The following is a 22,872-nucleotide window of genomic DNA, read 5'->3' as shown; positions in this document are numbered from 1 at the left end:
CCTTATTCCCGGTGCCGGCTTAGCCGATCAGAATGGGCCCCATTGGATGGTTACACCGATGATCAACACCACGATGGATATCGCCGTCCAGACCAATGTGAGGGGAAGAACAAACCGCAACCATTGGCCATAGCCGATCCGACCAATGGCGAGCACCGCCATCATTACCCCCGAGCTAGGATTGATCGAGTTGATCACCCCCTCACCGAGCAAAATGGTTTCTACCGTTACCTGGCGGGTGATATGCAGCGCATCGCCGACCGGAACATAGAGCGGCACCAGTGCAGCAGACTCACCGGAGCCGGAAGAGATGACGATATGCAACAACGCAGCGCTTGCGAACATTCCCAGTGCGGCAAATATTTCATCGAGCGGCGCCAACACGTTGGCAATCGCATTCACGATGGTGTCCAGAATGTGCCCGTGGCCGAGAACCAGTGCAATTGCGCTCGCCAGGCCCACGATCAGAGCACCGGGAATCAACTGAGAGCACCCCTTGAGGAAGGCATCGGCGATGGCGCCTGCGGACATCCGGGCGAGAAAACCTACGCCAATAGCGATGATGATGAACATCGCCGACATTTCATTTTCCGACCAGTGAAAATTGATCGCCCCGTAAATGAACGTGACCAGCGCCACGACCGTGAATGCGAGTATCAGCCAGTGCGCCGTAGTGACCTGTATCTGGGTGGATTGCCCGGCGTCGGCGTCTTCATGGGCCAGGCCCTCGCGGCGGCAACGACGAGCGTAGAGCGCGAGAAAAACCACTGAAGCTATCGCGAAGGCAATGTATATCGCGACGCGAAACCCCATGCCTGAAAACAGCGGCAACTCTGCCAAGCGTTGCGCGAGCCCGGTAGTCCCTGGGTTGATGATCGCCGAGTTAAAACCCGAGTAAGTGCCCAGGTAGATCAGGCCAACGCCAAAAATGCGTGGCAGGTTCATGGAACGTGCCAGCAACATTCCCAGCGGTATGAAAGCGACCACCGAATTGATGACTACGCCCGTGGTCCCCAGCAACGAGAACACGACACAGACGCTGACAATGATTAGCGTATCGCTGCTGCCTTTCCTGTGCACCAACGCATTGAGCGCATTGGTCAAGGCCCCTGATTGCTCAAGCAGATTAACGGCGCCGCCGGTAAACAGAATCAGAAAAATAATGGGCGCGGATTTGACCATCCCTTCAGCGATGAACACGAACACATGGCCAATGCCCACACCGGCACGAGCAACCTCATGCAGGCTACCCGGCACGGCGAATTTCACGCCTTCACGCAAGACCCGATCAAACTCGCCAGCGGGCACAACCCACGTGGCCGCCGCGGTAATCAGCAGCATGATGAAGAGCAGCACGTAAGGGTTGATGGTACCGGCCTTTTTAGTGCTCTGCCCTTCCGGGATATCGTGCGCTGGAACTGAGGCAATATTCTGCTGCATGTATAGGCACCCCGATCATAGTGGTCACTATTGATGAAATCGCAATCTCGCTACTCGGCAGTCAGTTTTGACACTGGAATGCCTGACTGCGGCGGGTGCCAACACACAGGCGTTTTTGTAATTAGCCAGATCTACGTTCTGGTCTCATACCTTGCGCAAGCAAGTTAGGTAGAGTCAGCGCTCGGGGGCACTTCGATCCCGCCGAGCGGGTCGGTTACCAACCGCGGAATCTTTTCCAAGGCGTCGTATTGCCGCCGGCTTCGCAGGCGTTCAACCACTCATGTTGCGCGCCGGTGGCGCACGCGTGGTTGGGCAAAATGCGTAGTTTGCTGCCCACCGGAAAGGCTTTGATTAAATCGATGGAGTGTGTGGAATCATCGGCTGCCAGGATGCCATGCTCCTGGTTGGCACTAATCATTTTAAAGCCAACAACAGGGGCGCCATTCAGCAAGCAGGGTTGGCCGTATCCGAAATCCCGGTGCTGGTTGGCGGTGCCGCGGTCACGACTCATTGCCATCCAGCCGGCGTCCACGAGAACCCAGCCCTTTTCCGGCTGATGGCCGATTACAGTGGTCAGGACGCTCAAGGCGATGTCATCCATTTCGCACACGCCAACGTTATGCATGACCAAGTCGAAGAACACATAGACCCCAGCACGTACCTCACTGACACCTTCCAAGTGTTCGGCGGCGAAAGCCGTAGGGGTTGAGCCCACACTGACGTTAGCGCAGCGGATACCCGCTTGTTCGAGCCGGGCGGCAGCCAGCACACAACCGGCCCGCTCTTGCTCAGCGAGGGCAACGAGTTTTTCCTGCGTGTGCAATTCATAGCTGGAACCGGCATGGGTCAATACCCCGCCAACTTTTGCCCCGCCCTGCTGAAGCACGGTACCGACCCTGATCAACTCGTCACCTGCGGGATCGATTCCACCCCGATGACCGTCGGTGTCCACTTCAATCCACACGTCGAACTGTTGATCATGGGCGCGGCCAAACTCGCATACCTGATGAGCGGCCTGCTCGTTGTCAACCAGGATCTTCAAATCACAGCCCTGACGAAGCAACGCCAATGCCCGGGGCAGCTTGCCGGCGGAAATACACACTGCGTACACGATGTCCTGGATGCCTGCGGCGAAAAACTCTTCAGCCTCTTTCATAGTGGAAACAGTGATGCCCTGCGCACCTTCCGCCAACTGCGCCAACACCACTTCCGTGCATTTGGATGTTTTGACATGAGGCCGGAATTTCACGCCGAGCCGATTCATCTTTTCTTGCATGCGCTGAATGTTGCGCTGTACCCGCGCCAGGTCCAACAACGCGGCGGGGGTGTCAAGTTCTTGGAATTGCATGGCTGTGCCCTGATCCGAAGCAGTGATAAGACCTGCATCGATACTACTGGCCTGCAAACGCCATTGATATTTAGCCAAGCTGATTCTATGATTCAGCCATGCTTAACTCAGCCGATATCCAGTTTCTCTTGGCCATACGTAAAAGCGCCAGCTTGCTTGCAACGGCGCACACCCTCGGCCTTACGCCCTCTGCGGTCACCCAGCGGTTACAACAACTGGAAAAGAAGCTTGGCATTCAACTGATAGATCGCTCGGCGCGGCAATTGCGCTTCACTGATGAAGGCGAGCTGCTGTGTCGGCGAGGCGCGGGCATCATCGACCAGTTCGACGATTTGCTTGAAGAGCTTCACGCGTTACGCCATGGCATGGTCGGCAAGATCGCCATCAACGCCCCGTTCGGCTTCGGGCGCCGTTATGTCGCTTCAGTGGTCGCAGCGTTTCGCCAGCGCCACCCGGATGTCGAGATACGCATGACGCTCTCCGATCAACCATTGGTGGCCAGCAGCGACCGATTCGATTTGGTGGTCCATATCGGTGAGTTGCGTGATTCAAGTTTGATCAGCCATCACATCGCGCCTAACCGGCGGATGCTCTGCGCTTCCCCAGCGTTCATCCAAAGCCACGGTTTGCCGGGCCACCCTGAAGACCTAGCGAAGTTGCCCACCATCGCGCTGCATGAAAACAATGAAGACGTCAGCTTGTGGCAATTCCGCCAACGGCGAACCACTGTCAATATTCGTACGCAACCGGCCCTGATCAGCAATGACGGCGACGTCATTCGAGAGTGGGCAACTGAAGGCCTGGGGATCATCCTGCGCTCGGAATGGGACGTCGCCGAGTCGCTTGCGCGGGGGACGCTGGTTCAACTGCTGCCGGACTGGAAACCGCCTGATGCAAACGTGGTTGCGCTCACCCACCAAAGCGCAGGCTTGCCCGAAAGAATCCGAACGTTCATGCGCATGATGCAAGAGCAATTTCGGCCTCATTGCCCCTGGCGGCTGTCCAAAGTAGAGCGGACTCAGCGTGATTGAGATCTAAGCACGCCTTGGCAATTCAACAAACGCGGTCACAGGCGAACCGCAATGAAAGGGTGCATTCATCTTAGGGCGATAGCCGTATCAAGCGCGCTTCAGTTCAACTCAAGTCGATGGATGCGCAGGGTAAAAAGCTGAATCGCCCTCCATGGCCGTCATATCACCTCAGGCGCACGAGCCCACGCGTGAACACCCCTATTTTCAGCCATGTACTTTGATGCATTGGCTGCCGAAGGGCCGCTCACAGACTCAAAAAACCGGCGCAGGATGGTCGGATTTCGCCCTAATGTAGGCAATAGCAACCCGATACAGCCTCCAGAAAGGGGTTGTAGTCAATCACCCGAGTACCGCCGGATCCGGTCCCCGGAAGCACGTCGCCTGGCACACACTCAATACGCCCGCGCCAGCTCAAGCTTGCGCAGGGTGCCCATGCTCAAAAATGCCAGCGCCCCGATTAACGCATGGCCGGCGACCACGTATAGCGCGCCTTCAAAAGAGCCCGTGGCTTGCACGATGTAGCCGATGATGATGGGCGTGAAGATGCCTGAGATGTTGCCGAACATATTGAACAGCCCACCCGCCATGCCGGTGATCTGCTTGGGTGCGGTGTCGGACACCAAGGTCCAGTCCACGGCAACGATGCCCTTGCCAAAAATGGCCAGGGACATCAGCAAAGTGACGACCCACACCGACGCGGTGAAGTTACACAGCACCAGGGTGGCGCCCATGCTCATGCCGCACACCAGCGGGATTTTGCGTGCCACGGTTAGGGAGAAGCCCTTGCGCAACAGGAAGTCGCAAATGGCGCCGCCAAAAAGCGCACCCAGCAAGCCGCAGATACCTGGAACAGCCGCGATGGCCCCGGCTTCCATGATGTTCAGGCCGCGGCCCTTGACCAGGTAGATAGGGAACCAAGTGAGGAAGAAATACTGCAGGGAGGTGTCGCAGTACTTGCCCAGGTAAATCGACCACATCATCGGGCTTTTCAGCAGCACCTTGAGGTCAGTGAGTTTTGGCCGGAACGCGCCCTTCTCCTTGGGTTTGTCCATATCCACTTCGGCGCCACCGCTACGGATATGTTCCAACTCAGCGGCATTGACCAGCGGATGTTCCGTGGGTGCTTTGACCAGTTTGAACCAGATGAGGCTGACCAGAACACCCAGGCCGCCCATGAACCAATACACGTGTTCCCAGCCATACGCATGAGCGATAAAACCCATTAACGGCGCGAGGATCACCACGGACAAGTACATGGAAGAGTTGTAGATCACCGTGGCCAGCCCACGCTCTTGCAGGGGAAACCATGCGGCCACGATCCGGTTGTTGGCCGGGTAAACCGGCGATTCGATCAGGCCCAGCAAAAAGCGTAGAGCAAACAACGTCGCGACGGCCAACGGGATCGACAGGAAACCGATCAGGCCTTGGGCAATGGTGATCGTCGACCAGAGAAATAGCGATGTTCCATACACCCGCGCCGAGCCAAACTTATCCAGCAACCAGCCCCCGGGAAGCTGGCCGATGACATAGGCCCAGGCGAACGCCGAGAAGATGTAACCCAGCGTAATGGAGTTGATGCCAAGTACCTGGGTGAGCGCGGCGCCGGTGATCGAAAGTGTCGCCCGGTCGCCGACGTTGATCGCAGTAACGATGAATAACATCGCCAGAACGTAATAGCGTACTTTGCTGCGTACCACGGTGGCGACTGCAGGTTCGGCTGAACCGGCTAGGTTTGGATGATCCATATGAAAGTCCTCATCTTGTCTTTTTTATCGATAGGGCTATATCGGGCGTTGGGTGTTCAGCCCCAAGGCGCTGCTGTGGGCCTTGGTGCAGGTGCAACGAAAACGGCCGCTTGGTGCGCGCGGCACACAAACGGCCAAAGGGCGTTATGGGCGGGTGCCGGCTTCGGCCACCTGTGCTGTCCAAGGCTTGACCTGCTCGCTCAGCGACAGGCCCAGGCCAGGGCGAGTCGGCACCAACATGCGGCCATCGCGGGTTTCCAGGCGTTCATTGAACAGCGGCTCAAGCCATTCGAAGTGCTCCACCCATGGCTCGGTCGGATAAGCCGCCGCCAGGTGCACATGCAGTTCCATTGCAAAGTGTGGTGCCAACATCACCCCGGCTTGCTCGGCCATCGCAGCGACCTTCAGATAAGGCGTGATACCGCCGACCCGCGGGGCATCCGGCATCAGGAAATCGGCGCCGCGTAGCTTGATGAATTCAGCGTGCTCGGCAACGCTGGTGAGCATCTCGCCGGTGGCGATCGGGGTGTCGAATTGCTGGGCCAGGGCGGCGTGACCTTCAGCGTCGTAACAGTCCAACGGCTCTTCGATCCAGATCAAGTTGAAGGCTTCGAAACGGCGGCACATACGCTGGGCGGTCGGGCGGTCCCACTGCTGGTTGGCGTCGACCATCAGCGGGAAGTTGTCCCCCAGGTGTTGGCGCACGGTACTGACCCGGTTGATGTCGATGGCGCAGTCCGGCTGGCCGACTTTCAGCTTGATGCCGCCGATACCCTTCTCGCGCGACAGATCGGTGTTTTTCAGCAATTGGTCCAGCGGGGTGTGCAGAAAGCCACCGGAGGTGTTGTAGCAGCGCACCGAGTCACGCTGTGCACCGAGCAAACGGGCCAGGGACAGGTTGGCACGCTTGGCTTTCAGATCCCATAGGGCCACATCGAAGGCCCCGATGGCCTGGGTCGACAGGCCGCTGCGGCCGACGGACGCGCCCGCCCAACACAGTTTGGTCCAGAGCCTGGCGATGTCGCTAGGGTTTTCGCCAATCAGGGCCGGGGCGATTTCTTTCGCATGGGCAAACTGGCCGGGCCCACCGGCACGTTTCGAGTAGCTGAACCCCAGGCCGCGATGGCCATCGACTGTTTCGATTTCGGCAAACAGGATGGCGATCTCGGTCATCGGCTTTTGCCTCCCCGTTAATACCTTGGCGTCGCTGATGGGGTTGGCCAAGGGCAGGAATACCGAGGACACCTTAACGTAGGCAATGCGATCATCATCGGCAGACTTGAGGTTTTGTTGTTGTGTGAGCATGGGGCTCTCCTGGGATACCAAATGAGATGTGGAGCGCTAACGGGCAGCCTGGATAGCGGCTTATGATTGCGCAATCATATCGATCTAAAAAAAAGGCGATGCTTGAATTACCAGACTATCTTTGCGGCAATACTACACTGATTGCGCAATCATTCAACTGTCGTTTGTCGATTGTCGCTAAATGCACAGTGGGCGAGATTACTGATGGCTGACGCACCATAGCCACCAGGCTGGAGGCAACCAAAAAGTGGAGTAAGCGGGCCAGGCAGCGTTCGATCGGGCCGCATTCCGGTTGTTGCCTATGACTGAGCCCTCAGGGAGAGCATCCCTTGCGGTTCAACGCCGTATCATCAACCCGTGGTATTTCGCGCAGCGCCTATGCACCGGCCGCGGGCAACCGCGCCAGCACCTCATCGATCGCCGCCTCCAGCGCTACCCCCGCCTTCAGCGTTTGCGCAAACCGTTCAAGCGTCGCGAACGGCATATCGCTTTGCAACGCGCGCACCATCAGGCGCCGCGCGGCCATCCAACTGGTAGGCTCGCCCGTGGCCATCCATTCTTCGCTGCGGTGGGCGAAAGTCGCCCAGACCATGGTGCCAGTGGTGTTTTCGTCGATGCCGAACAGGTCTTGGAAGACCATGCCCAGCGCACCCGGCGGCTGCACCTCCGGGCGGGTGCAGCCCTTGAGCTCGAACGCTTCGCGCCGGGCGCGCTCAAGGTAGCGGCGTAGCTTGCCGGGCAGGGTGGCGCTGGCCTTGGCGCGGTCGTAATACGTACGATTGGCCAGGCTGGCGGCATCACGAACCACACGGCAAATCGCCGACCACATCTGCGCCACACAGTAATGTTCAAGCCCCCCACGCAGGGCGCTACGCACCTCGGCGTGCTCATCGTCATACAACTGATGGGCGTAGAGGATGCACTGCGCTTCGAAGTAGGCCATGCAATCGGCTTCGGCGTAGTCGAGCCAGAGGTCGAATAGCCTCGGGGCGTCATTGAAGCTGCGCTGGTGGTAGGCGGCGAGCACAGCCCGCAGTTGCCCCGGCGGGATACCCGGCATCAGGGCGTATACCCGCTGGCTGTCTTTTACCCGCAGTTGCCCGTCTTTGAGAAAATACGTGCCGCGCTGGGCCTGGGAAGGTTCTTCGAGCAATACCCCGGCTTGGTAAAGCCTGCGGATGAAATGGCCTACGTGCTTGGGCGCCAGCGCCCTGCATTCCGCGCTGCCGAAGGTGCCCTGGGCCATAGCGGGTTCGAGGGCTTCATGGAGTGCGATCAATAACAAGGCGATGTCGTCTGTGACGGCGGCATAATCCACGGTGCCGCTGGGGCGGGCTTTCATGTATGCCTGCAGGCTGTCGGCCAATGTTTTTTCCGCCTGGGCGCGGGCCTCGCGCATGGCTTGCTCGATTTTTCCGGCGCAGCGCTCGCACGGCCGGCTGCTGCGCTGCGGGCTGGGCCTGGCCGCTGAGCGCGACGTGATCCGCACCGGCTCGCCGCAGCGGGGGCACGCTTGGTTGAGGTCGAATACCCGGCATTGCTCGCGCACATATTGGGTGATTTGTGCAGGCCTGGTGAACGCGCGAAACGGCAACAAGTCGCTCACCTTTTCGCGATATTGCCCGGCCGCGTCGACCGCCCAGTAGCGTTGGACCAGCGCGACGGCCTCTGGCGCGTCGCAGAGCAATTGCAGTTTGAGGTTCATGGGTGCCCCGGGCTCCGGCGTGCAGGTAAAGTTGACCAACCCGACCTTATCCGTGGGCACCAGGGCTGCGCTATCAGCCGATTCTGCGCTTTCTGTAGGAATAATTACTTTTGGCGTTCAATCCCGTTCAATCCCATTCGATGGCATCAGCCAGCAGCTAGGCGGGCTATGGGTTGGAAACATCCAATAGGGGCACCCTTAGGCGGGTTTGCTGTACGCTCGGCTGACGATGCACCGCCGGGCGCCGTAATGGGCGCGCGCGTTGCCGGCGTTATTTGCCCGGCGGGCCCCGCTCTGCTAACGTCGCGACCGTTCCAATTGGTTATCGAGACCCCGCACCATGGCCCGAAAAAAAGCTTCCGTGGACTTCGAACAGTCCCTGGCCGACCTGCAAGTGCTGGTTGAGCGCCTTGAGAACGGCGAACTGTCCCTGGAAGATTCCCTCACTGCGTTCGAGCAGGGCATCCGCCTGACCCGTGATTGCCAAGAGGCGTTGACCCAAGCCGAGCAGAAAGTGCAGCAATTGCTCGAGCGCGACGGCGAGTTGGTCGAAGTGCCGCTGGATGTGGACCCCACTGAATGATCGCCAGTTACCAGGCCTTGTGCCAGGCCCGTGTCGACCATGCCTTGGCAACCTTGTTCGAAGCGCCATTGGCGGACCTCGGCCGCCTTTATGAGGCCATGCGCTATAGCGTGATGAACGGCGGTAAGCGCGTGAGGCCGCTGTTGGCCTATGCGGCCTGCGAAGCGTTGGGTGCCCTGCCGGAAAACGCCAATGGCGCCGCGTGCGCCGTGGAGTTGATCCATGCCTATTCGCTGGTGCACGACGACCTGCCGGCCATGGACGACGACGACCTGCGCCGCGGCCAACCGACCACCCACAAGGCCTTCGACGAAGCCTGTGCGATCCTCGCCGGTGACGGCCTGCAGAGCCTGGCCTTCAGCGCCTTGGTGGACCCACGGTTGAGCGAACTGGCCGATGGCACCCGCCTGCAGATGGTCCGCACGCTGGCCATGGCCGCCGGGCCTGCCGGTATGGTCGGCGGGCAGGCGATCGACCTTGGGTCTGTGGGCAAGCGCCTGGGCCAACCGGCCCTGGAGCGTATGCACCGGCATAAAACCGGTGCCCTGATCGAGGCCAGCGTGCACTTGGGCGCCCTGGCCAGCGAACGCGCCGAGCGTGCCGACCTCGCTGCGCTGCAAACCTATGCGCAGGCCGTGGGCCTGGCGTTCCAAGTGCAGGATGACATCCTCGACGTGGAGGGCGATACCGCCACCTTGGGCAAGCGCCAAGGGGCCGACATCGCCCGCGACAAACCTACCTACCCCGCGCTGCTGGGCCTGGGCGCGGCCAAGGCCTATGCGGTAGAGCTGCGTGACCAGGCGCTGCACTCGTTGCGGCCTTTTGGCGCGGGGGCGGAGCCATTGCGGGCGTTGGCGCGCTATATCATCGAGCGGCGCAACTGAACGCACGCCGCGCCCGGCGAGTCCGATGATAGCGAACCGATGCGCCTACTAGCTGTTCCCTGGCACCCGTTGGGGTAAACTGCCGCCTTTTATACCTTCGAAAACGACACGCCTGATGCCTACGACGTTTCAACAGATTCCCCGCGAACGCCCGCCGACGCCCCTGCTGGACCGCGCCGCGACGCCGGCAGGCCTACGCCGCTTGGGCGAGGCCGAGCTGGAAACCCTGGCCGACGAACTGCGCCTGGAGCTGCTTTATTCGGTAGGCCAAACGGGCGGCCATTTCGGCGCGGGGCTGGGTGTTATCGAACTGACCATTGCCCTGCACTATGTTTTCGACACCCCCGATGACCGCCTGATCTGGGACGTGGGCCACCAGGCCTACCCCCACAAGATTCTCACCGGCCGCCGTGAGCGCATGGCTTCGCTGCGCCAGAAAGACGGCCTGGCGGCATTTCCGCGACGCAGCGAAAGCGAGTACGACACCTTTGGCGTCGGCCACTCCAGCACGTCGATCAGCGCCGCCTTGGGAATGGCCATTGCCGCGCGCTTGCAGGGCAGTTCGCGCAAGTCCATCGCCGTGATCGGTGACGGCGCGCTGACCGCCGGCATGGCCTTCGAGGCGCTCAACCATGCGCCGGAAGTGGGCGCCGACATGCTGGTGATCCTCAACGACAACGACATGTCGATTTCACGTAACGTGGGCGGCTTGTCGAACTACTTGGCCAAGATCCTTTCCAGCCGCACCTACGCCAGCATGCGCGAAGGCAGCAAAAAGGTGCTGTCGCGCCTGCCTGGGGCTTGGGAAATCGCCCGGCGTACCGAAGAGTATGCCAAGGGCATGCTGGTGCCCGGTACGTTGTTCGAGGAGCTAGGCTGGAACTACATCGGCCCCATCGACGGCCACGACCTGCCGACCCTGATCGCCACCCTGCGCAACATGCGCGACCTGAAGGGGCCACAGTTCCTGCATGTGGTGACTAAAAAGGGCAAGGGCTTCGCGCCGGCGGAGGTCGACCCGATTGGCTACCACGCCATCACCAAGCTCGAGCCATTGAACGTGCCGGCGGCGCCGAAGCAAGCCACCGGCCCGAAGTACTCCAGCGTGTTCGGCGAATGGCTGTGCGACATGGCCGAAGCCGACGCGCGATTGGTGGGTATTACCCCGGCCATGAAGGAAGGCTCAGACCTGGTCGCCTTTAGCGAACGCTTCCCCGAGCGCTATTTCGACGTGGCCATCGCCGAGCAGCATGCCGTTACTCTGGCCGCAGGCCTGGCCTGCGAGGGGGCCAAGCCAGTGGTGGCGATCTACTCGACCTTCTTGCAGCGTGCTTACGATCAGTTGATCCACGACGTGGCCGTGCAGCACTTGGACGTGCTATTCGCCATCGACCGCGCCGGGCTGGTAGGCGAAGACGGCCCCACCCATGCCGGCAGTTTCGACCTCTCTTACCTGCGCTGCATCCCCGGTTTAGTGGTGATGGCGCCCAGCGACGAGAACGAGCTGCGGCTGATGCTCAGCACCGGTTACCACTACCCAGGCCCAGCGGCCGTGCGTTACCCCCGTGGCACCGGCCCGAACGCGGTGATCGAGGCCGGCTTGCCAACCCTTGAAATCGGCAAGGGCGTGGTGCGCCGCAACGGCCAAAAAATCGCCCTGCTGGTGTTCGGCGTGCAATTGGCCGAGGCCCTGCAGGTGGCGGATACACTGGACGCCACGGTGGTCGACATGCGCTTCGTCAAACCCCTGGACGAAGCCCTGGTACAGCAAATGGCCGATAACCACGACTTGCTGGTTACCCTCGAAGAAAACGCCGTGATGGGCGGTGCCGGTAGCGCGGTGGGCGAATACCTCGCCCGTGAGGGGGTACTCAAGCCACTATTGCAGCTCGGGCTACCGGATACCTACGTGGAGCACGCCAAGCCCGCGCAGATGCTGGCCCAATGCGGGCTGGATGCGGCGGGGATCGAAGCGGCGATTCGCAAGCGCTTGGCGGGTTAACGGGCTGGATGCTGCCCCTGCCCCGCTGGGCAGCCAGTGCCTGGGTGACGCCGCCCCGCGCTCGGCGCCTCAGGCGCCGCCCATCATATGCCCAAGCTTCCCGGCCTTGGTGGCCAGGTAATACTTGTTGTGCGGGTTGTGCCCGGTGTGCAGCGGTACGCGCTCGGCCACCTGGATGCCCATGTCGGCCAGCGCCTTGACCTTGCGCGGGTTGTTGGTCATCAAGCGAAGGGCCTTTACACCCAAGTGTTCGAGCATCGGTAAGCAAATGCGATAGTCACGCTGGTCCGCGGCAAAGCCGAGGCGTTCATTGGCTTCGACCGTGTCGGCGCCTTGGTCTTGCAGTTCATAGGCGCGGATCTTGTTCAACAGGCCGATGCCGCGGCCTTCTTGGCGCAGGTACAACAACACGCCACGGCCTTCACGGGCAATCGCCTGCAGCGCTGCCTCAAGCTGCGAGCCGCAGTCGCAGCGTTGGCTAAACAGGGCATCACCGGTGAGGCACTCTGAATGTAGGCGGCCCAATACCGGCTCGCCATTGGCGACGTCGCCCAGGGTGAGGGCAACGTGTTCGCGACCGGTGGCCTCCTCGCGAAAACCGTGCATGGTGAAAGTGGCGAAGGGCGTAGGCAGTTTAGACGCAGCAACGAACGCGACGGGCACCTTGTGCTCCTGATGGGTCGAAAAAAGTGTGACATTGTAACATCGGTGCAGGCGCCCGGCTTATTCCAATTTGCCGGGCTCACCTGCCGAAACGATCGAGCCTCAGGCGGCCACCCACACGATTACCTGCATGGCCACCCAGGCGAACACCCCGGCCAACACGTCATCGAGCATGATCCCCGCGCCGCCATGCACATGGCGGTCGATCCAGCGAATCGGCCACGGCTTGAGAATGTCGAAAAAGCGGAACACGGCAAACCCCACCAGTAGCCAATACCAGCCCGGTGGCACCAGCCATAGGGTAATCCACATGCCAACGATTTCATCCCACACGATGCCCTCATGGTCGTGCACGCGCAGGTCGTCGGCGACCTTGCCGCATAACCAAAAGCCGAACAGCATCGACACCCCGAGCATCAGCCAGTAACCCCAGCTTGGCAGCAACTGCCACAGCGGGATAAACGGCAACGCCACCAGCGAGCCCCAGGTGCCCGGCGCCTTGGGCAGGGTGCCGGCACCGAAGCCAAAGGCAATGAAATGCCAAGGGTTGCGCCATACCGACGGCGGTACGAAGGTTGCCGGTACCTCGTTGGGATGTTCGCTCACATAGGCCCCCGGAAGTGTTGATAGCCGCGCTTGGCCGGGGTGATATCCCGGCCGTCGTCGCTGAGCAGGGTTACACCGTGCCCGGCATGCACTTGCCCGATCACATGCACGGGCTGCCCCGCCAACTGCAGTGCCTGCACATGCTGCGCCGGCAAGCTGAAGGCCAGTACGTAGTCGTCTCCGCCGGCGAGCGCCGCATCGAAGGCGCCTTGCTCGCCGGCAAAGGCCACCAAGGCATCTGACAGCGGCAGGCGCGAACGTTCGATATGAACAGCCACCCCCGAGGCCTCGGCGATATGCCCTGCATCGGCGAGCAGCCCATCGGAGATGTCTATCGCCGCGCTGGCACGCCCGCGCAGGGCTTGGCCGAGCGCCAGTTGCGGCTGCGGCGCCCAGTAGTGCGCCAGTAGCGGCCCAGCCACGCCCGGCGCGGCGCTGCGCTCGCTCCGCTCGCCGAGCACAAACGGCAGCGCGCCGGCAGCCTCGCCAAGCACACCACCCACGCAAAACAGCTCGCCTGGGCGCGCGCCACCGCGGGTCAGCGCCTGGCCCCCGGGCACCTTGCCCAATACGGTGAGGGTCAGGCTCAGCGGGCCCCGCGTGGTGTCGCCACCGACCAGGCGAATGGCACACCGTTGCGCCATCTGTTGCAGGCCCTCGGCGTAACGCCCAAGCCACTGCGCGGAAAAATCAGGCAGGGTCAGTGCCAGGGTGAAACCCAACGGCTGCGCGCCCATCGCTGCCAAGTCGCTTACCGCGACCGCCAAGGAACGCTGGCCGAGTAGGAAAGGGTCTGGCACGGCAGGGAAATGCACACCACTGACCAGGGTGTCGGTGGACACCGCCAGTTGCTCGCCGGGGGCCAACGCCAGCAACGCACAATCGTCGCCGATGCCCAGTGCAACGCCGTCGCCCGCCTGCGCACAGGGCGCTGCGGCGAAATAGCGGCTGATCAGTTCGAATTCACCCATGGGCGCACGCTCAGCGCTTATGCGCCTTCACCTCTGGCCCACGCAATGTCGGGGCGAGTTTGTCGAGCACGCCATTGACGAACTTATGGCCGTCGGTGGAACCGAACACCTTCGCCAACTCGATACCCTCGTTAATGACCACGCGGTACGGCACGTCGACGCGCTTGAGCATCTCGTAGGTAGATAAGCGCAGCACCGCCAGTTCGACCGGGTCGAGCTCGTCGAGCGCGAGGTCTAGGCAGGGCACGAGGGCCGCGTCGATTTCATCTTTGCTGGTGGGCACGCCGCGAAGAAGCTCACGAAAGTAGGCGTTGTCTACATCGGAAAAATCGTTGTCTACACGAAACTGCGCTTCGATCTCGTTCAGCGAATGCCCGGCCATATGCCACTGGTACAGGGCCTGGGTCGCCAGCTTGCGCGCTTCGTGGCGCTTGGCCGATTTGCCCTTGGCCGCGGCGGGGTCTTTCGGCTCGCGCGGGTTGAAGCGTTGGTTATCGTCGCTGCTCACTTGGCCTCCAACTGCGCCAGCAGGCTGACCATTTCAAGGGCCGACAGCGCGGCTTCAGCGCCCTTGTTGCCGGCCTTGGTGCCGGAGCGTTCGATGGCCTGTTCGATAGAGTCGACGGTCAACACGCCAAATGCGACCGGCAGGCCGAACTCCATGGACACCTGGGCCAAGCCCTTGGTGCATTCGCCTGCGACGTACTCGAAGTGCGGGGTGCCGCCACGAATGACCGCGCCGAGGGCGATGATGGCGTCGTATTCGCCTTGCTGGGCGACCTTTTGCGCTACCAGGGGGATTTCGAAGGCGCCGGGGGCACGGATAATGATGATGTCGTTTTCGCTTACGCCATGGCGTACCAGGGCGTCGAGGGCGCCACTGACCAGGCTTTCGACGACGAAGCTGTTAAAGCGGCCGACCACCAGGGCGAAGCGACCTTTGGGGGCGATGAAAGTACCTTCGAGGGTCTTCACGGTCATTGCGGGTCTCGTATTTAAAGAGCCGGGCCGCTTCAGTGCGGCCCGTAAGCGAATAATAGCGGGCGCCGGCCACGGCCGGTCACTCGGAGGGTACGTATTCTACAACTTCCAGGTCGAATCCGGATATCGCATTGAACTTCATGGGCGAACTCATCAGGCGCATTTTGCGCACACCCAAGTCGCGCAGAATCTGCGAGCCGGCACCGACGATGCTATAGGTCGTTGGTTTTTTTACCGCCACATGCTCGGTGGCTTCACGAATCTGTGCCAACAGCGCATCGCCATCCGGTGCGTGCCCCAGCAGCAATACCACGCCACTGCCCGCCTCGGCCACCGCGCTCATCGCCGCGCGCAGGCTCCAGCGGCCCGGCTGGCGCACCATCAACAGGTCGCGCAGCGGGTCCATGTTGTGCACGCGCACCAAGGTGGCGTGGTCGGCGTGGATCTGCCCGAGGGTCAGTGCCATGTGCACGTCGCCCTCAACCGAATCGCGGTAGGTCACCAGGTTGAACTGCCCCAGTTCGCTGTCCAATGGCCGCTCAGACACCCGCTGAACGGTGCGCTCATGGATCATCCGGTAGTGGATCAGGTCGGCAATGGTGCCGATCTTGATGCCATGCTCGGCGGCGAAGGCTTCGAGCTCGGTACGCCGAGACATGGTGCCGTCGTCGTTCATGATTTCGCAAATCACCCCCGCCGGCTCGTAGCCCGCCATGCGCGCCAGGTCGCAGGCAGCCTCGGTGTGGCCGGCACGGGCCAAGGTGCCACCGGGCTGCGCCATCAACGGGAAGATGTGCCCGGGGCTGACGATGTCTTCGGCCACCGCGTCGCGGGCGGCGGCCGCTTGCACGGTGCGCGCACGGTCGGCGGCAGAGATGCCAGTGGTCACGCCTTCGGCCGCTTCGATCGAAACGGTGAACTTGGTGCCGAAGCCTGAGCCATTGCGCGGAGCCATCAGCGGCAGCCGTAGGGTTTCGCAACGTTCACGGGCCATCGGCATGCAGATCAGGCCGCGGGCAAAGCGCGCCATGAAATTGATGTGTTCCGCCTGGCAGCATTCGGCTGCCATGATCAAGTCGCCTTCATTTTCGCGGTCTTCGTCATCCATCAGGATGACCATCTTGCCTTGCCGTATATCGTCGACCAGTTCTTCGATCGTATTGAGCGCCACGCGGCACCCCCTTGCATTAGGATTTCAAATAGCCATTGGCGGCCAGGAAGCTTTCACTGATACCGGCGCCCTGGGTAGGTTCGGCGGCCTTGTCACCCAGCAGCAGGCGCTCCAGGTAGCGTGCCAGCAGGTCGACCTCGAGATTGACCCGGCGGCCGGGGCGATAATCGCCCATGATGGTTTCGGCCAGTGTATGCGGCACGATGGTCAATTCGAACTCCGCGCCGTCCACGGCGTTGACGGTAAGGCTGGTACCGTCGACGGTGATCGACCCCTTATGGGCGATGTACTTGGCCAAGGCGTGGGGCGCGCGCAGTCGGAACGCGATGGCACGGGCGTTATCGGCACGGGCCACCACCTCGCCTACCCCGTCGACATGGCCGCTGACCAAATGGCCGCCCAGGCGGCTGGTCGGGGTCAGGGCTTTTTCGAGGTTCACCCGGCTGCCGGCCTTGAGCTCGTTGAACGCGGTTACGTCGAGGGTTTCGCGGCTAACGTCGGCCCAGAAACCGTCGCCGGGCAATTCCACGGCGGTCAGGCACACGCCGTTGACGGCGATGCTGTCGCCGAGCTTGACGTCGGCCAGGTCGAGCTTGCCGGTGGCCACGTACACGCGCACGTCACCCCCTTTGGGGGTAAGGCTGCGGATGCTGCCAATCGATTCGATGATGCCGGTGAACATGGGGGCCTCCAAGAAAGCCGGGGATTATACGGGGGCCGCGGGCACGGCGCTGATCAACCAGTCGCTGCCCACCGCGCGCAGGCCGGTGATGTTCAGCCGCGGCGCCTCGGCCATATGCGCCAGCGGCCAATCGAGCAGGGGCCGGGCGCTGGAGCCGAGCAGGCAGGCGGCCATGAAAATCTGGTATTCATCGACTAAGCCCTGCTGGGCGAAAGCACCGGCCAAGCGCGCACCGGCTTCCACCAGCAACTCTTGCACACCCCGCGCAGCCAACTCGCGCAGCAGTGCCGGCAGGTCGACCCGGCCGCCCACCCCTGGCACCGCGAGCAATTCGGCGCCAGCACGGGCATAAGCACCGGCGTGCTCCGGCAACTGCTGGCACACTACCAGCGAAGGGCCAGCCGAAAAGAATGGCGCCGCCAATGGCACACGTAACCGGCCGTCGATCAGAATGCGCAGCGGCGGGCGCACCAGCGCCAGTTCGGCTTGCTCGCCCTCAAGGCCCAGCTCGGCCGCCCGCACCGTCAAGCGCGCGGCATCGGCCAGCACGCTGTCGGCACCGCTGAGTACCGCGCTCGATTGCGCGCGCAGGCGCTGCACGGCGCGGCGCGCCTCGGCGCCGGTGATCCATTGGCTTTCGCCGCTGGCCATGGCGGTGCGGCCATCCAGGCTCATGGCAAGCTTTACCCGCACGAACGGCAGCCCGGTTTCCATGCGTTTGATAAAACCCGGGTTCAGCGCCCTCGCCTCGGCTTCGAGCACCCCGGCGCGCACGCTGATACCCGCCTCGGCCAGCCGTGCCAAGCCGCTGCCAGCCACCTGCGGATTGGGGTCGCGCATGGCCGCCACCACCCTGGAAACCCGCGCGGCGATCAACCCATCAGCGCACGGAGGGGTTCGCCCAAAGTGGCTACACGGCTCGAGTGTCACGTAGGCGGTGGCGCCCACGGCGCGTTCACCAGCCTGGCGCAGGGCATGGACTTCTGCGTGGGGCTCGCCGGCCCGGCGGTGCCAGCCTTCGCCCACCACCTCAGCGCCGCTTACGATCACGCAACCCACCCTAGGGTTAGGGTGGGTGGAATAACGGCCCAGCTCGGCCAATTGCAATGCACGGGCCATGAACTGGCGGTCGGCGGCGTCTTGCGTAGGGCTTATGTTCATCGCCCAGCGGGCTCCCGAGACAAGCGGTCGATTTCTTCGCGGAACTCGTCGAGGTCTTGGAAGCGCCGGTACACCGAGGCGAAACGGATGTACGCCACCTCGTCGAGTTGGCGCAACTCGGCCATGACCAGTTCACCCACCACCAAGGATTTAACCTCGCGCTCGCCGGTGGCGCGTAGCCTGTGCTTGATGTGGCTCAGCGCAGCTTCCAGCCGCTCGACGCTCACCGGGCGCTTCTCGAGCGCGCGCTGCATGCCGGCACGAAGTTTGTCTTCATCGAACGGCTGGCGTGTGCCGTCTTGCTTGATCAGGCGCGGCAACACCAACTCGGCGGTTTCGAAAGTGGTGAAACGCTCACCGCATGCCACGCATTCACGGCGGCGGCGAACCTGTTCGCCTTCGGCAACCAGCCGTGAGTCGATGACTTTGGTGTCGTTGGCACCGCAGAACGGACAGTGCATGGTGGCAGGCCACAGAAAAGGGGACGGCCATGGTAGCGCATCCACCCGGCAAGACAAGACCGGGGCTTTGCGGTATACCTGTGCGCCGGCATACGCAAGGATTTAGGCCCCTATGAAAGTACGTTCACTGGCATTGCTCGGCTTGCTCGGCCTGCTCAGCGCCTGCGCGGGCGAAGCGCCCAGCCCTCCAGCAGCCACCGCGGCCCCGCCCGCCGGCGCGCCGGCTCCCGACATCACAGCACCAGAGCCCCTGGGCCCATTGCCGGCCTGGCAGCGTGAACTCAGCGGCACCCTGACCAACGTGCCGGTTGGGGCGCAGGTAGAGCTGGCCATGCTGGTGGTCGACGACAGCGGCCGCCCCCAGCGCCTGCTGGCCAGCACCACCCTGGCGGGCAACGGCCGTGCCCTGCCGTTTCAGTTGCGCTTCGCCCCCGAGGCGTTCCCCCAGGGCGCACGGGTCGAGCTGCGCGGCCGGGCCAGCCAGGCCGGGATGCTCAGCCTGAAGCTGACGCCACGCGGCATTGCCCAAGCCACCACGCAGAACCTCGGCCAGTTGCAGATGGACAAAGCCCCCTGAGTGAGCGCCCAACATCGGCCAGCACGTTGGCAGGCGGTGTTGGGCGATGCGCGGCCCGCTTCCGGCGCCGCCGCGCACCCTTTATAGTGGCGCCTATGCCGCATGTTCCTTTTCGAGAACCACGATGAGCCACGACACCCCCTATATCTTCGACGCCACCGATGCCGACTTCCAACAGTTGGTGATCGAAAACTCGTTCAACCAACCCGTACTGGTGGACTTCTGGGCCGACTGGTGCGCCCCCTGCAAGGTGTTGATGCCAATGCTCGAGCAGATCGCCCAGAGCTATCAGGGCCAATTGTTGCTGGCCAAGGTGAACTGCGACGTGGAGCAGCAGGTGGTGGCCATGTTCGGCATCCGCAGCTTGCCGACCGTGGTGCTGTTCAAAGACGGCCAACCGGTAGATGGTTTTGCCGGTGCACAGCCGGAGTCAGCCGTGCGCGCCATGCTCGAGCCACACGTTGCGCTGCCGGCGCCGCCCGCCGACGACCCGTTCGAGGCGGCCCAGGCGGCGTTCGCGCAAGGCCAGTATGCCCAGGCCGAAGCCACCCTCAAGGCGCTGCTCAGCGAAGATAACAGCCACACCGCGGCGCTGATTCTCTACGCCCGCTGCCTGGCCGAGCGCGGCGAATTGGGCGAGGCGCAAACCATTCTGGACGCCATCAAAAGCGATGAGCACAAGGCCGAGCTTGCCGGCGCCAAGGCGCAACTGACGTTTCTCAGCCAGGCCGGGGACCTGCCCGATGCCGCCGAACTCAAGGCCCGCCTGGCGCAGAATCCAAGTGACGACGAAGCCGCCTATCAACTGGCCGTGCGCCAGTTGGCCCGGCAGCAGTACGAGGCCGCATTGGAAGGCCTGCTCAAGCTGTTCGTGCGTAACCGCGCCTGGAACGAAGGGGTGGCGCATAAAACCCTGTTGCAGGTATTCGACCTGCTGGGCAACGAACACCCGCTGGTCACCGCCTACCGGCGCAAGCTGTTCGCCGCCCTGTACTAACTGCGCCTAGGCTTTTTGCCGGGAACGGCCCGCACACGGTGCGGGTCGAAGCCTCTTTGAAGCCGAGGAGACCGTGATGAGCACTGAGCACCCACGCATACAACTGAACGACACCATCGTGATGCCCCAATTCGGGCTAGGCGTGTGGCAAGCCAGCGACAGCGAGGCGACCGTCGCCGTGCGCGAAGCCATTGCCGCCGGCTACCTGGCCATCGACACTGCTGCGATCTACAAGAACGAAGCCGCGGTGGGCGAAGGTGTACGCCAAGCCGGCAAGCCGCGAGACCAGGTGTTCATCACCACCAAGGTGTGGAACGATGACCAGGGCTACGATACGGCGATCAAAGCCCTTCAGAGCAGCCTCAAACGGCTGCGAATGGACTATGTCGACCTGCTGCTGATCCACTGGGCGCAGCCGGCCAAGGACCTTTACCTGGAAACCTGGCAGGCGTTGATCGAGCTAAAAAAGCGCGGCCTCACCCGTTCAATCGGGGTGTCGAACTTCCACGCCCCACACTTGCGCAGGATCATCGACGAAACGGGCGAAACGCCTTCGGTGAACCAAATCGAGCTGCACCCGTACCTGCAACAGCACCCGTTGCGTGAAGTGCACCAGCAGTTGGGCATCCACACCGAAGCCTGGAGCCCATTGGCACAGGGCAAGGCCATGGACGACCCGGTGCTCAAACAGATAGCCGCCAAGCACGGCAAGGACGTTGCCCAGGTGATCATTCGTTGGCACCTGGACAGCGGGCTGATCGTGATCCCCAAATCGGTAACCCCGTCGCGCATTCGCAGCAACGCCCAGGTGTTCGATTTCCGCCTGGATGCTGAGGAAATGGCCGCCATCGCCGAACTCGACCGCGGCCAACGGCTGGGGCCCAACCCCGATACGTATTAGCGTGGCGTCTAAACACACCACTCGGTAAATTCAGCCTCGCCTGTGGTGGTTCGTATGGGCGCTTTTGTTACATGGCACCCTGTCCTTGCCACGGTTGGGGTTCCGCATAGGTGGAAGGTGATCGGCAGCCGCTGCATTATTTAATTCTGGTTATTCGCGAGCCCCCGGCGGGTGTTTCAGAAGGTGACCGTCCCCTTTTTGACGGTGCCTTTTGTTTGCTGGCCGTGTTGCCAGGCAGCCAAAGGCATAGGTTGGTTGTTGTACACACTTATCAAAAAAGCCGCGCTAGCCCTGCCAGCAATATAACGGCGCGTCTGCTTGCGTGAGCACGCGCACTTGGGGGCAATGGCGCAGGCGAACCAGCAGGCGCTTGGCCGCCGTGGCGTTGCCAGCCAGGCTTTCGAGCTGTTCCATCAGCGCCGGCCCATTGATGCGCCCGGCCTGCTCGACCAAGCGCAGGGCATTGGCCCATAAGGCATCATCCTGCCCGGCACGCGGCGTACTGGCCGCCGGCGCTTCAGCCACCGCCGGCGTAACCTGCGCGGCCAAACGTTGCCAATCCACGCTCTCCAACTCAACACTGAGGTCGACGGGCCATTGCCCAATGGTGCCACGTATTCGGATCATGGTGCTCGCCCTGGTTATCGGGTTAACGACCTTAACCCAGGCCGTGCTGGCCCGCCAACGATAGTGGTTATAACATCGCGCCAGCGCGTACGGGGTTGTACCTACTACCGTCACGCTAACGCCTTGCGCGGTGTGGGTTAGCCAATACCCGCAGGCGTACTAAGATATCCGCCGCCCGCGCTGTAACCGCCTGTTTCATTGAGTTAGATCAAGGGAAGGTTTGACAGGGCACCTACCATGGCACTTATAGATTTTCGCATTGTCATTGGAGCCCCCATGAAAACCGTATTGCTCGGCGCCACGCTCACCGCCCTCGCGCTAGCTGCCTCCCCTGCTGCCCAGGCCCACCAAGCGGGCGACTTCATCATCCGCGCAGGGGCTGCCACCACCGCCCCCAATGAAGACAGCGGCGCGCTGCGCACCGACGGCGCCAGGGTCAGCGGCACCAAAGCCACCTTGGACAGCGACACCCAGCTAGGCCTGGCCTTTGCCTACATGCTCACCGACCACGTGGGTATCGAACTGCTGGCCGCCACGCCCTTCCAGCACACCGTAGGGGTTAAAGGCGCTGGCCTGGACGGCAAACTGGCCGACATCAAGCAACTGCCCCCTACGTTGTCGCTGCAGTACTACCCGCTGGCGCCTACCTCGAAATTCCAGCCCTATGGCGGCGTCGGCATCAACTACACGCTGTTCTATGACGAAGACCTCAGCAGCCAGCGCAAGCAACAGGGCTTCAGTAACCTGAAGCTGCAAGATTCCGTAGGCCTGGCCGGGCAACTGGGGTTCGACTACCAACTGACCGACCACCTGCTGTTCAACGCCGCGGTGTGGTACGTAGACATCAACACCAAGGCCACCGTAGACGGCCCAACGGCCCTGGCCGTGAGCCAGACCAAGGTAAATGTGGAAGTAGACCCTTGGGTGTATATGGTCGGGCTTGGGTATAAGTTCTAGTGGGGTGCCTTAGACGTTCGCACGAGCATTGACCCGGGAAGGTTGTTGTCGGGCATGGCGCGGTGCCGCCCGGC

The 22,872-nt window shown here is 62.2% G+C and carries 23 protein-coding genes; 8 read left to right on the top strand and 15 right to left on the bottom strand.

Features of this window, described 5'->3' with window-relative positions; genetic code table 11:
* Nucleotides 1-27: 27 nt before the first annotated feature.
* Both HAQ05_RS17710 and HAQ05_RS17705 read right to left on the bottom strand, forming a co-directional pair.
* Nucleotides 28-1,440, bottom strand: coding sequence for a YfcC family protein (locus HAQ05_RS17710; RefSeq protein WP_190422929.1), 1,413 nt, complete (start codon nt 1,438-1,440; stop codon nt 28-30).
* A gap of 214 nt (nt 1,441-1,654) precedes the next feature.
* A complete protein-coding gene (locus HAQ05_RS17705) occupies nt 1,655-2,788 on the bottom strand; it encodes a DSD1 family PLP-dependent enzyme (RefSeq protein ID WP_190422974.1) in 1,134 nt (377 codons plus the stop codon).
* 98 nt (nt 2,789-2,886) lie between these two features.
* Here HAQ05_RS17705 and HAQ05_RS17700 point away from each other — a divergent pair, with 98 nt between their 5' ends.
* On the top strand, nt 2,887-3,819 hold the full coding sequence (locus tag HAQ05_RS17700) for a LysR substrate-binding domain-containing protein (protein WP_190422927.1): 933 nt from the start codon (nt 2,887-2,889) through the stop codon (nt 3,817-3,819).
* 392 nt (nt 3,820-4,211) lie between these two features.
* Here HAQ05_RS17700 and HAQ05_RS17695 read toward each other — a convergent pair whose 3' ends face one another.
* The 3 genes from HAQ05_RS17695 to HAQ05_RS17685 all read right to left on the bottom strand — a co-directional run bounded on the left by HAQ05_RS17695 (nt 4,212) and on the right by HAQ05_RS17685 (nt 8,574).
* Nucleotides 4,212-5,564, bottom strand: a complete 1,353-nt coding sequence (locus HAQ05_RS17695) for an MFS transporter (protein WP_190422925.1) — start codon at nt 5,562-5,564, stop codon at nt 4,212-4,214.
* A 144-nt stretch (nt 5,565-5,708) separates the two neighbouring features.
* The gene (locus HAQ05_RS17690; protein ID WP_190422922.1) at nt 5,709-6,869 is read right to left on the bottom strand and encodes an L-talarate/galactarate dehydratase; all 1,161 of its coding nucleotides are present in this window, start codon (nt 6,867-6,869) and stop codon (nt 5,709-5,711) included.
* Nucleotides 6,870-7,245: 376 nt separating this feature from the next.
* Nucleotides 7,246-8,574: a hypothetical protein gene (locus HAQ05_RS17685; protein ID WP_190422920.1), complete on the bottom strand. Its 1,329-nt coding sequence runs from the start codon at nt 8,572-8,574 to the stop codon at nt 7,246-7,248.
* 340 nt (nt 8,575-8,914) lie between these two features.
* On the opposite strand from HAQ05_RS17685, the gene HAQ05_RS17680 reads away from it, so the two are divergent.
* From HAQ05_RS17680 to dxs, 3 genes are all read left to right on the top strand, one after another.
* A complete protein-coding gene (locus tag HAQ05_RS17680; RefSeq protein ID WP_190422918.1) occupies nt 8,915-9,157 on the top strand; it encodes an exodeoxyribonuclease VII small subunit in 243 nt (80 codons plus the stop codon).
* On the top strand, nt 9,154-10,041 hold the full coding sequence (ispA, locus tag HAQ05_RS17675) for a (2E,6E)-farnesyl diphosphate synthase (protein ID WP_190422916.1): 888 nt from the start codon (nt 9,154-9,156) through the stop codon (nt 10,039-10,041). Before HAQ05_RS17680 ends, ispA begins: the two co-directional genes overlap by 4 nt.
* A 115-nt stretch (nt 10,042-10,156) precedes the next feature.
* Nucleotides 10,157-12,043 carry a 1-deoxy-D-xylulose-5-phosphate synthase gene (dxs, locus tag HAQ05_RS17670; RefSeq protein WP_190422914.1) on the top strand — a complete coding sequence of 629 codons (1,887 nt, stop codon included), beginning with the start codon at nt 10,157-10,159 and terminating at the stop codon, nt 12,041-12,043.
* 69 nt (nt 12,044-12,112) lie between these two features.
* Here the strand turns inward: dxs and ribA are convergent, their stop codons facing one another.
* From ribA to nrdR, 9 genes are all read right to left on the bottom strand, one after another.
* Nucleotides 12,113-12,706 carry a GTP cyclohydrolase II gene (gene ribA, locus HAQ05_RS17665; RefSeq protein WP_190422912.1) on the bottom strand — a complete coding sequence of 198 codons (594 nt, stop codon included), beginning with the start codon at nt 12,704-12,706 and terminating at the stop codon, nt 12,113-12,115.
* A gap of 102 nt (nt 12,707-12,808) precedes the next feature.
* Nucleotides 12,809-13,312 (bottom strand): phosphatidylglycerophosphatase A, encoded by a 504-nt coding sequence (locus HAQ05_RS17660; protein ID WP_190422910.1) that lies wholly within the window; start codon nt 13,310-13,312, stop codon nt 12,809-12,811.
* The gene (gene thiL / locus HAQ05_RS17655) at nt 13,309-14,283 is read right to left on the bottom strand and encodes a thiamine-phosphate kinase (protein ID WP_190422908.1); all 975 of its coding nucleotides are present in this window, start codon (nt 14,281-14,283) and stop codon (nt 13,309-13,311) included. Before thiL ends, HAQ05_RS17660 begins: the two co-directional genes overlap by 4 nt.
* A gap of 10 nt (nt 14,284-14,293) precedes the next feature.
* Nucleotides 14,294-14,791: a transcription antitermination factor NusB gene (gene nusB, locus HAQ05_RS17650; RefSeq protein ID WP_190422906.1), complete on the bottom strand. Its 498-nt coding sequence runs from the start codon at nt 14,789-14,791 to the stop codon at nt 14,294-14,296.
* A complete protein-coding gene (gene ribH / locus HAQ05_RS17645) occupies nt 14,788-15,264 on the bottom strand; it encodes a 6,7-dimethyl-8-ribityllumazine synthase (protein ID WP_190422903.1) in 477 nt (158 codons plus the stop codon). Before ribH ends, nusB begins: the two co-directional genes overlap by 4 nt.
* Nucleotides 15,265-15,343: 79 nt before the next feature.
* On the bottom strand, nt 15,344-16,435 hold the full coding sequence (ribBA, locus tag HAQ05_RS17640; RefSeq protein WP_190422901.1) for a bifunctional 3,4-dihydroxy-2-butanone-4-phosphate synthase/GTP cyclohydrolase II: 1,092 nt from the start codon (nt 16,433-16,435) through the stop codon (nt 15,344-15,346).
* A gap of 16 nt (nt 16,436-16,451) precedes the next feature.
* A complete protein-coding gene (locus tag HAQ05_RS17635; RefSeq protein ID WP_190422899.1) occupies nt 16,452-17,117 on the bottom strand; it encodes a riboflavin synthase in 666 nt (221 codons plus the stop codon).
* Between the two features lie 24 nt (nt 17,118-17,141).
* Nucleotides 17,142-18,278, bottom strand: a complete 1,137-nt coding sequence (gene ribD, locus HAQ05_RS17630; protein WP_190422897.1) for a bifunctional diaminohydroxyphosphoribosylaminopyrimidine deaminase/5-amino-6-(5-phosphoribosylamino)uracil reductase RibD — start codon at nt 18,276-18,278, stop codon at nt 17,142-17,144.
* Nucleotides 18,275-18,739 carry a transcriptional regulator NrdR gene (gene nrdR / locus HAQ05_RS17625; protein WP_190422894.1) on the bottom strand — a complete coding sequence of 155 codons (465 nt, stop codon included), beginning with the start codon at nt 18,737-18,739 and terminating at the stop codon, nt 18,275-18,277. The genes ribD and nrdR overlap by 4 nt, the downstream gene beginning before the upstream one ends.
* 112 nt (nt 18,740-18,851) lie before the next feature.
* Between nrdR and HAQ05_RS17620 the strand changes: the two genes are divergently transcribed.
* The 3 genes from HAQ05_RS17620 (at nt 18,852) to HAQ05_RS17610 (ending at nt 21,214) form a co-directional block, all read left to right on the top strand.
* On the top strand, nt 18,852-19,316 hold the full coding sequence (locus tag HAQ05_RS17620; protein WP_190422893.1) for a hypothetical protein: 465 nt from the start codon (nt 18,852-18,854) through the stop codon (nt 19,314-19,316).
* 124 nt (nt 19,317-19,440) lie between these two features.
* Nucleotides 19,441-20,313 (top strand): thioredoxin, encoded by an 873-nt coding sequence (trxA, locus tag HAQ05_RS17615; RefSeq protein ID WP_190422892.1) that lies wholly within the window; start codon nt 19,441-19,443, stop codon nt 20,311-20,313.
* Nucleotides 20,314-20,389: 76 nt separating this feature from the next.
* Entirely contained in the window at nt 20,390-21,214 is an 825-nt protein-coding gene (locus HAQ05_RS17610) for an aldo/keto reductase (protein WP_190422891.1), read from the top strand.
* A gap of 285 nt (nt 21,215-21,499) precedes the next feature.
* Here the strand turns inward: HAQ05_RS17610 and HAQ05_RS17605 are convergent, their stop codons facing one another.
* Nucleotides 21,500-21,841 (bottom strand): hypothetical protein, encoded by a 342-nt coding sequence (locus HAQ05_RS17605; protein WP_190422890.1) that lies wholly within the window; start codon nt 21,839-21,841, stop codon nt 21,500-21,502.
* A gap of 276 nt (nt 21,842-22,117) precedes the next feature.
* Between HAQ05_RS17605 and HAQ05_RS17600 the strand changes: the two genes are divergently transcribed.
* Nucleotides 22,118-22,798 carry an OmpW/AlkL family protein gene (locus HAQ05_RS17600; protein WP_190422889.1) on the top strand — a complete coding sequence of 227 codons (681 nt, stop codon included), beginning with the start codon at nt 22,118-22,120 and terminating at the stop codon, nt 22,796-22,798.
* Nucleotides 22,799-22,872: the final 74 nt, after the last annotated feature.

This window comes from Pseudomonas typographi (genome assembly GCF_014694385.1).
Lineage (GTDB): Bacteria > Pseudomonadota > Gammaproteobacteria > Pseudomonadales > Pseudomonadaceae > Aquipseudomonas > Aquipseudomonas typographi.
This window is presented reverse-complemented; position numbering and strand designations above follow the sequence as displayed.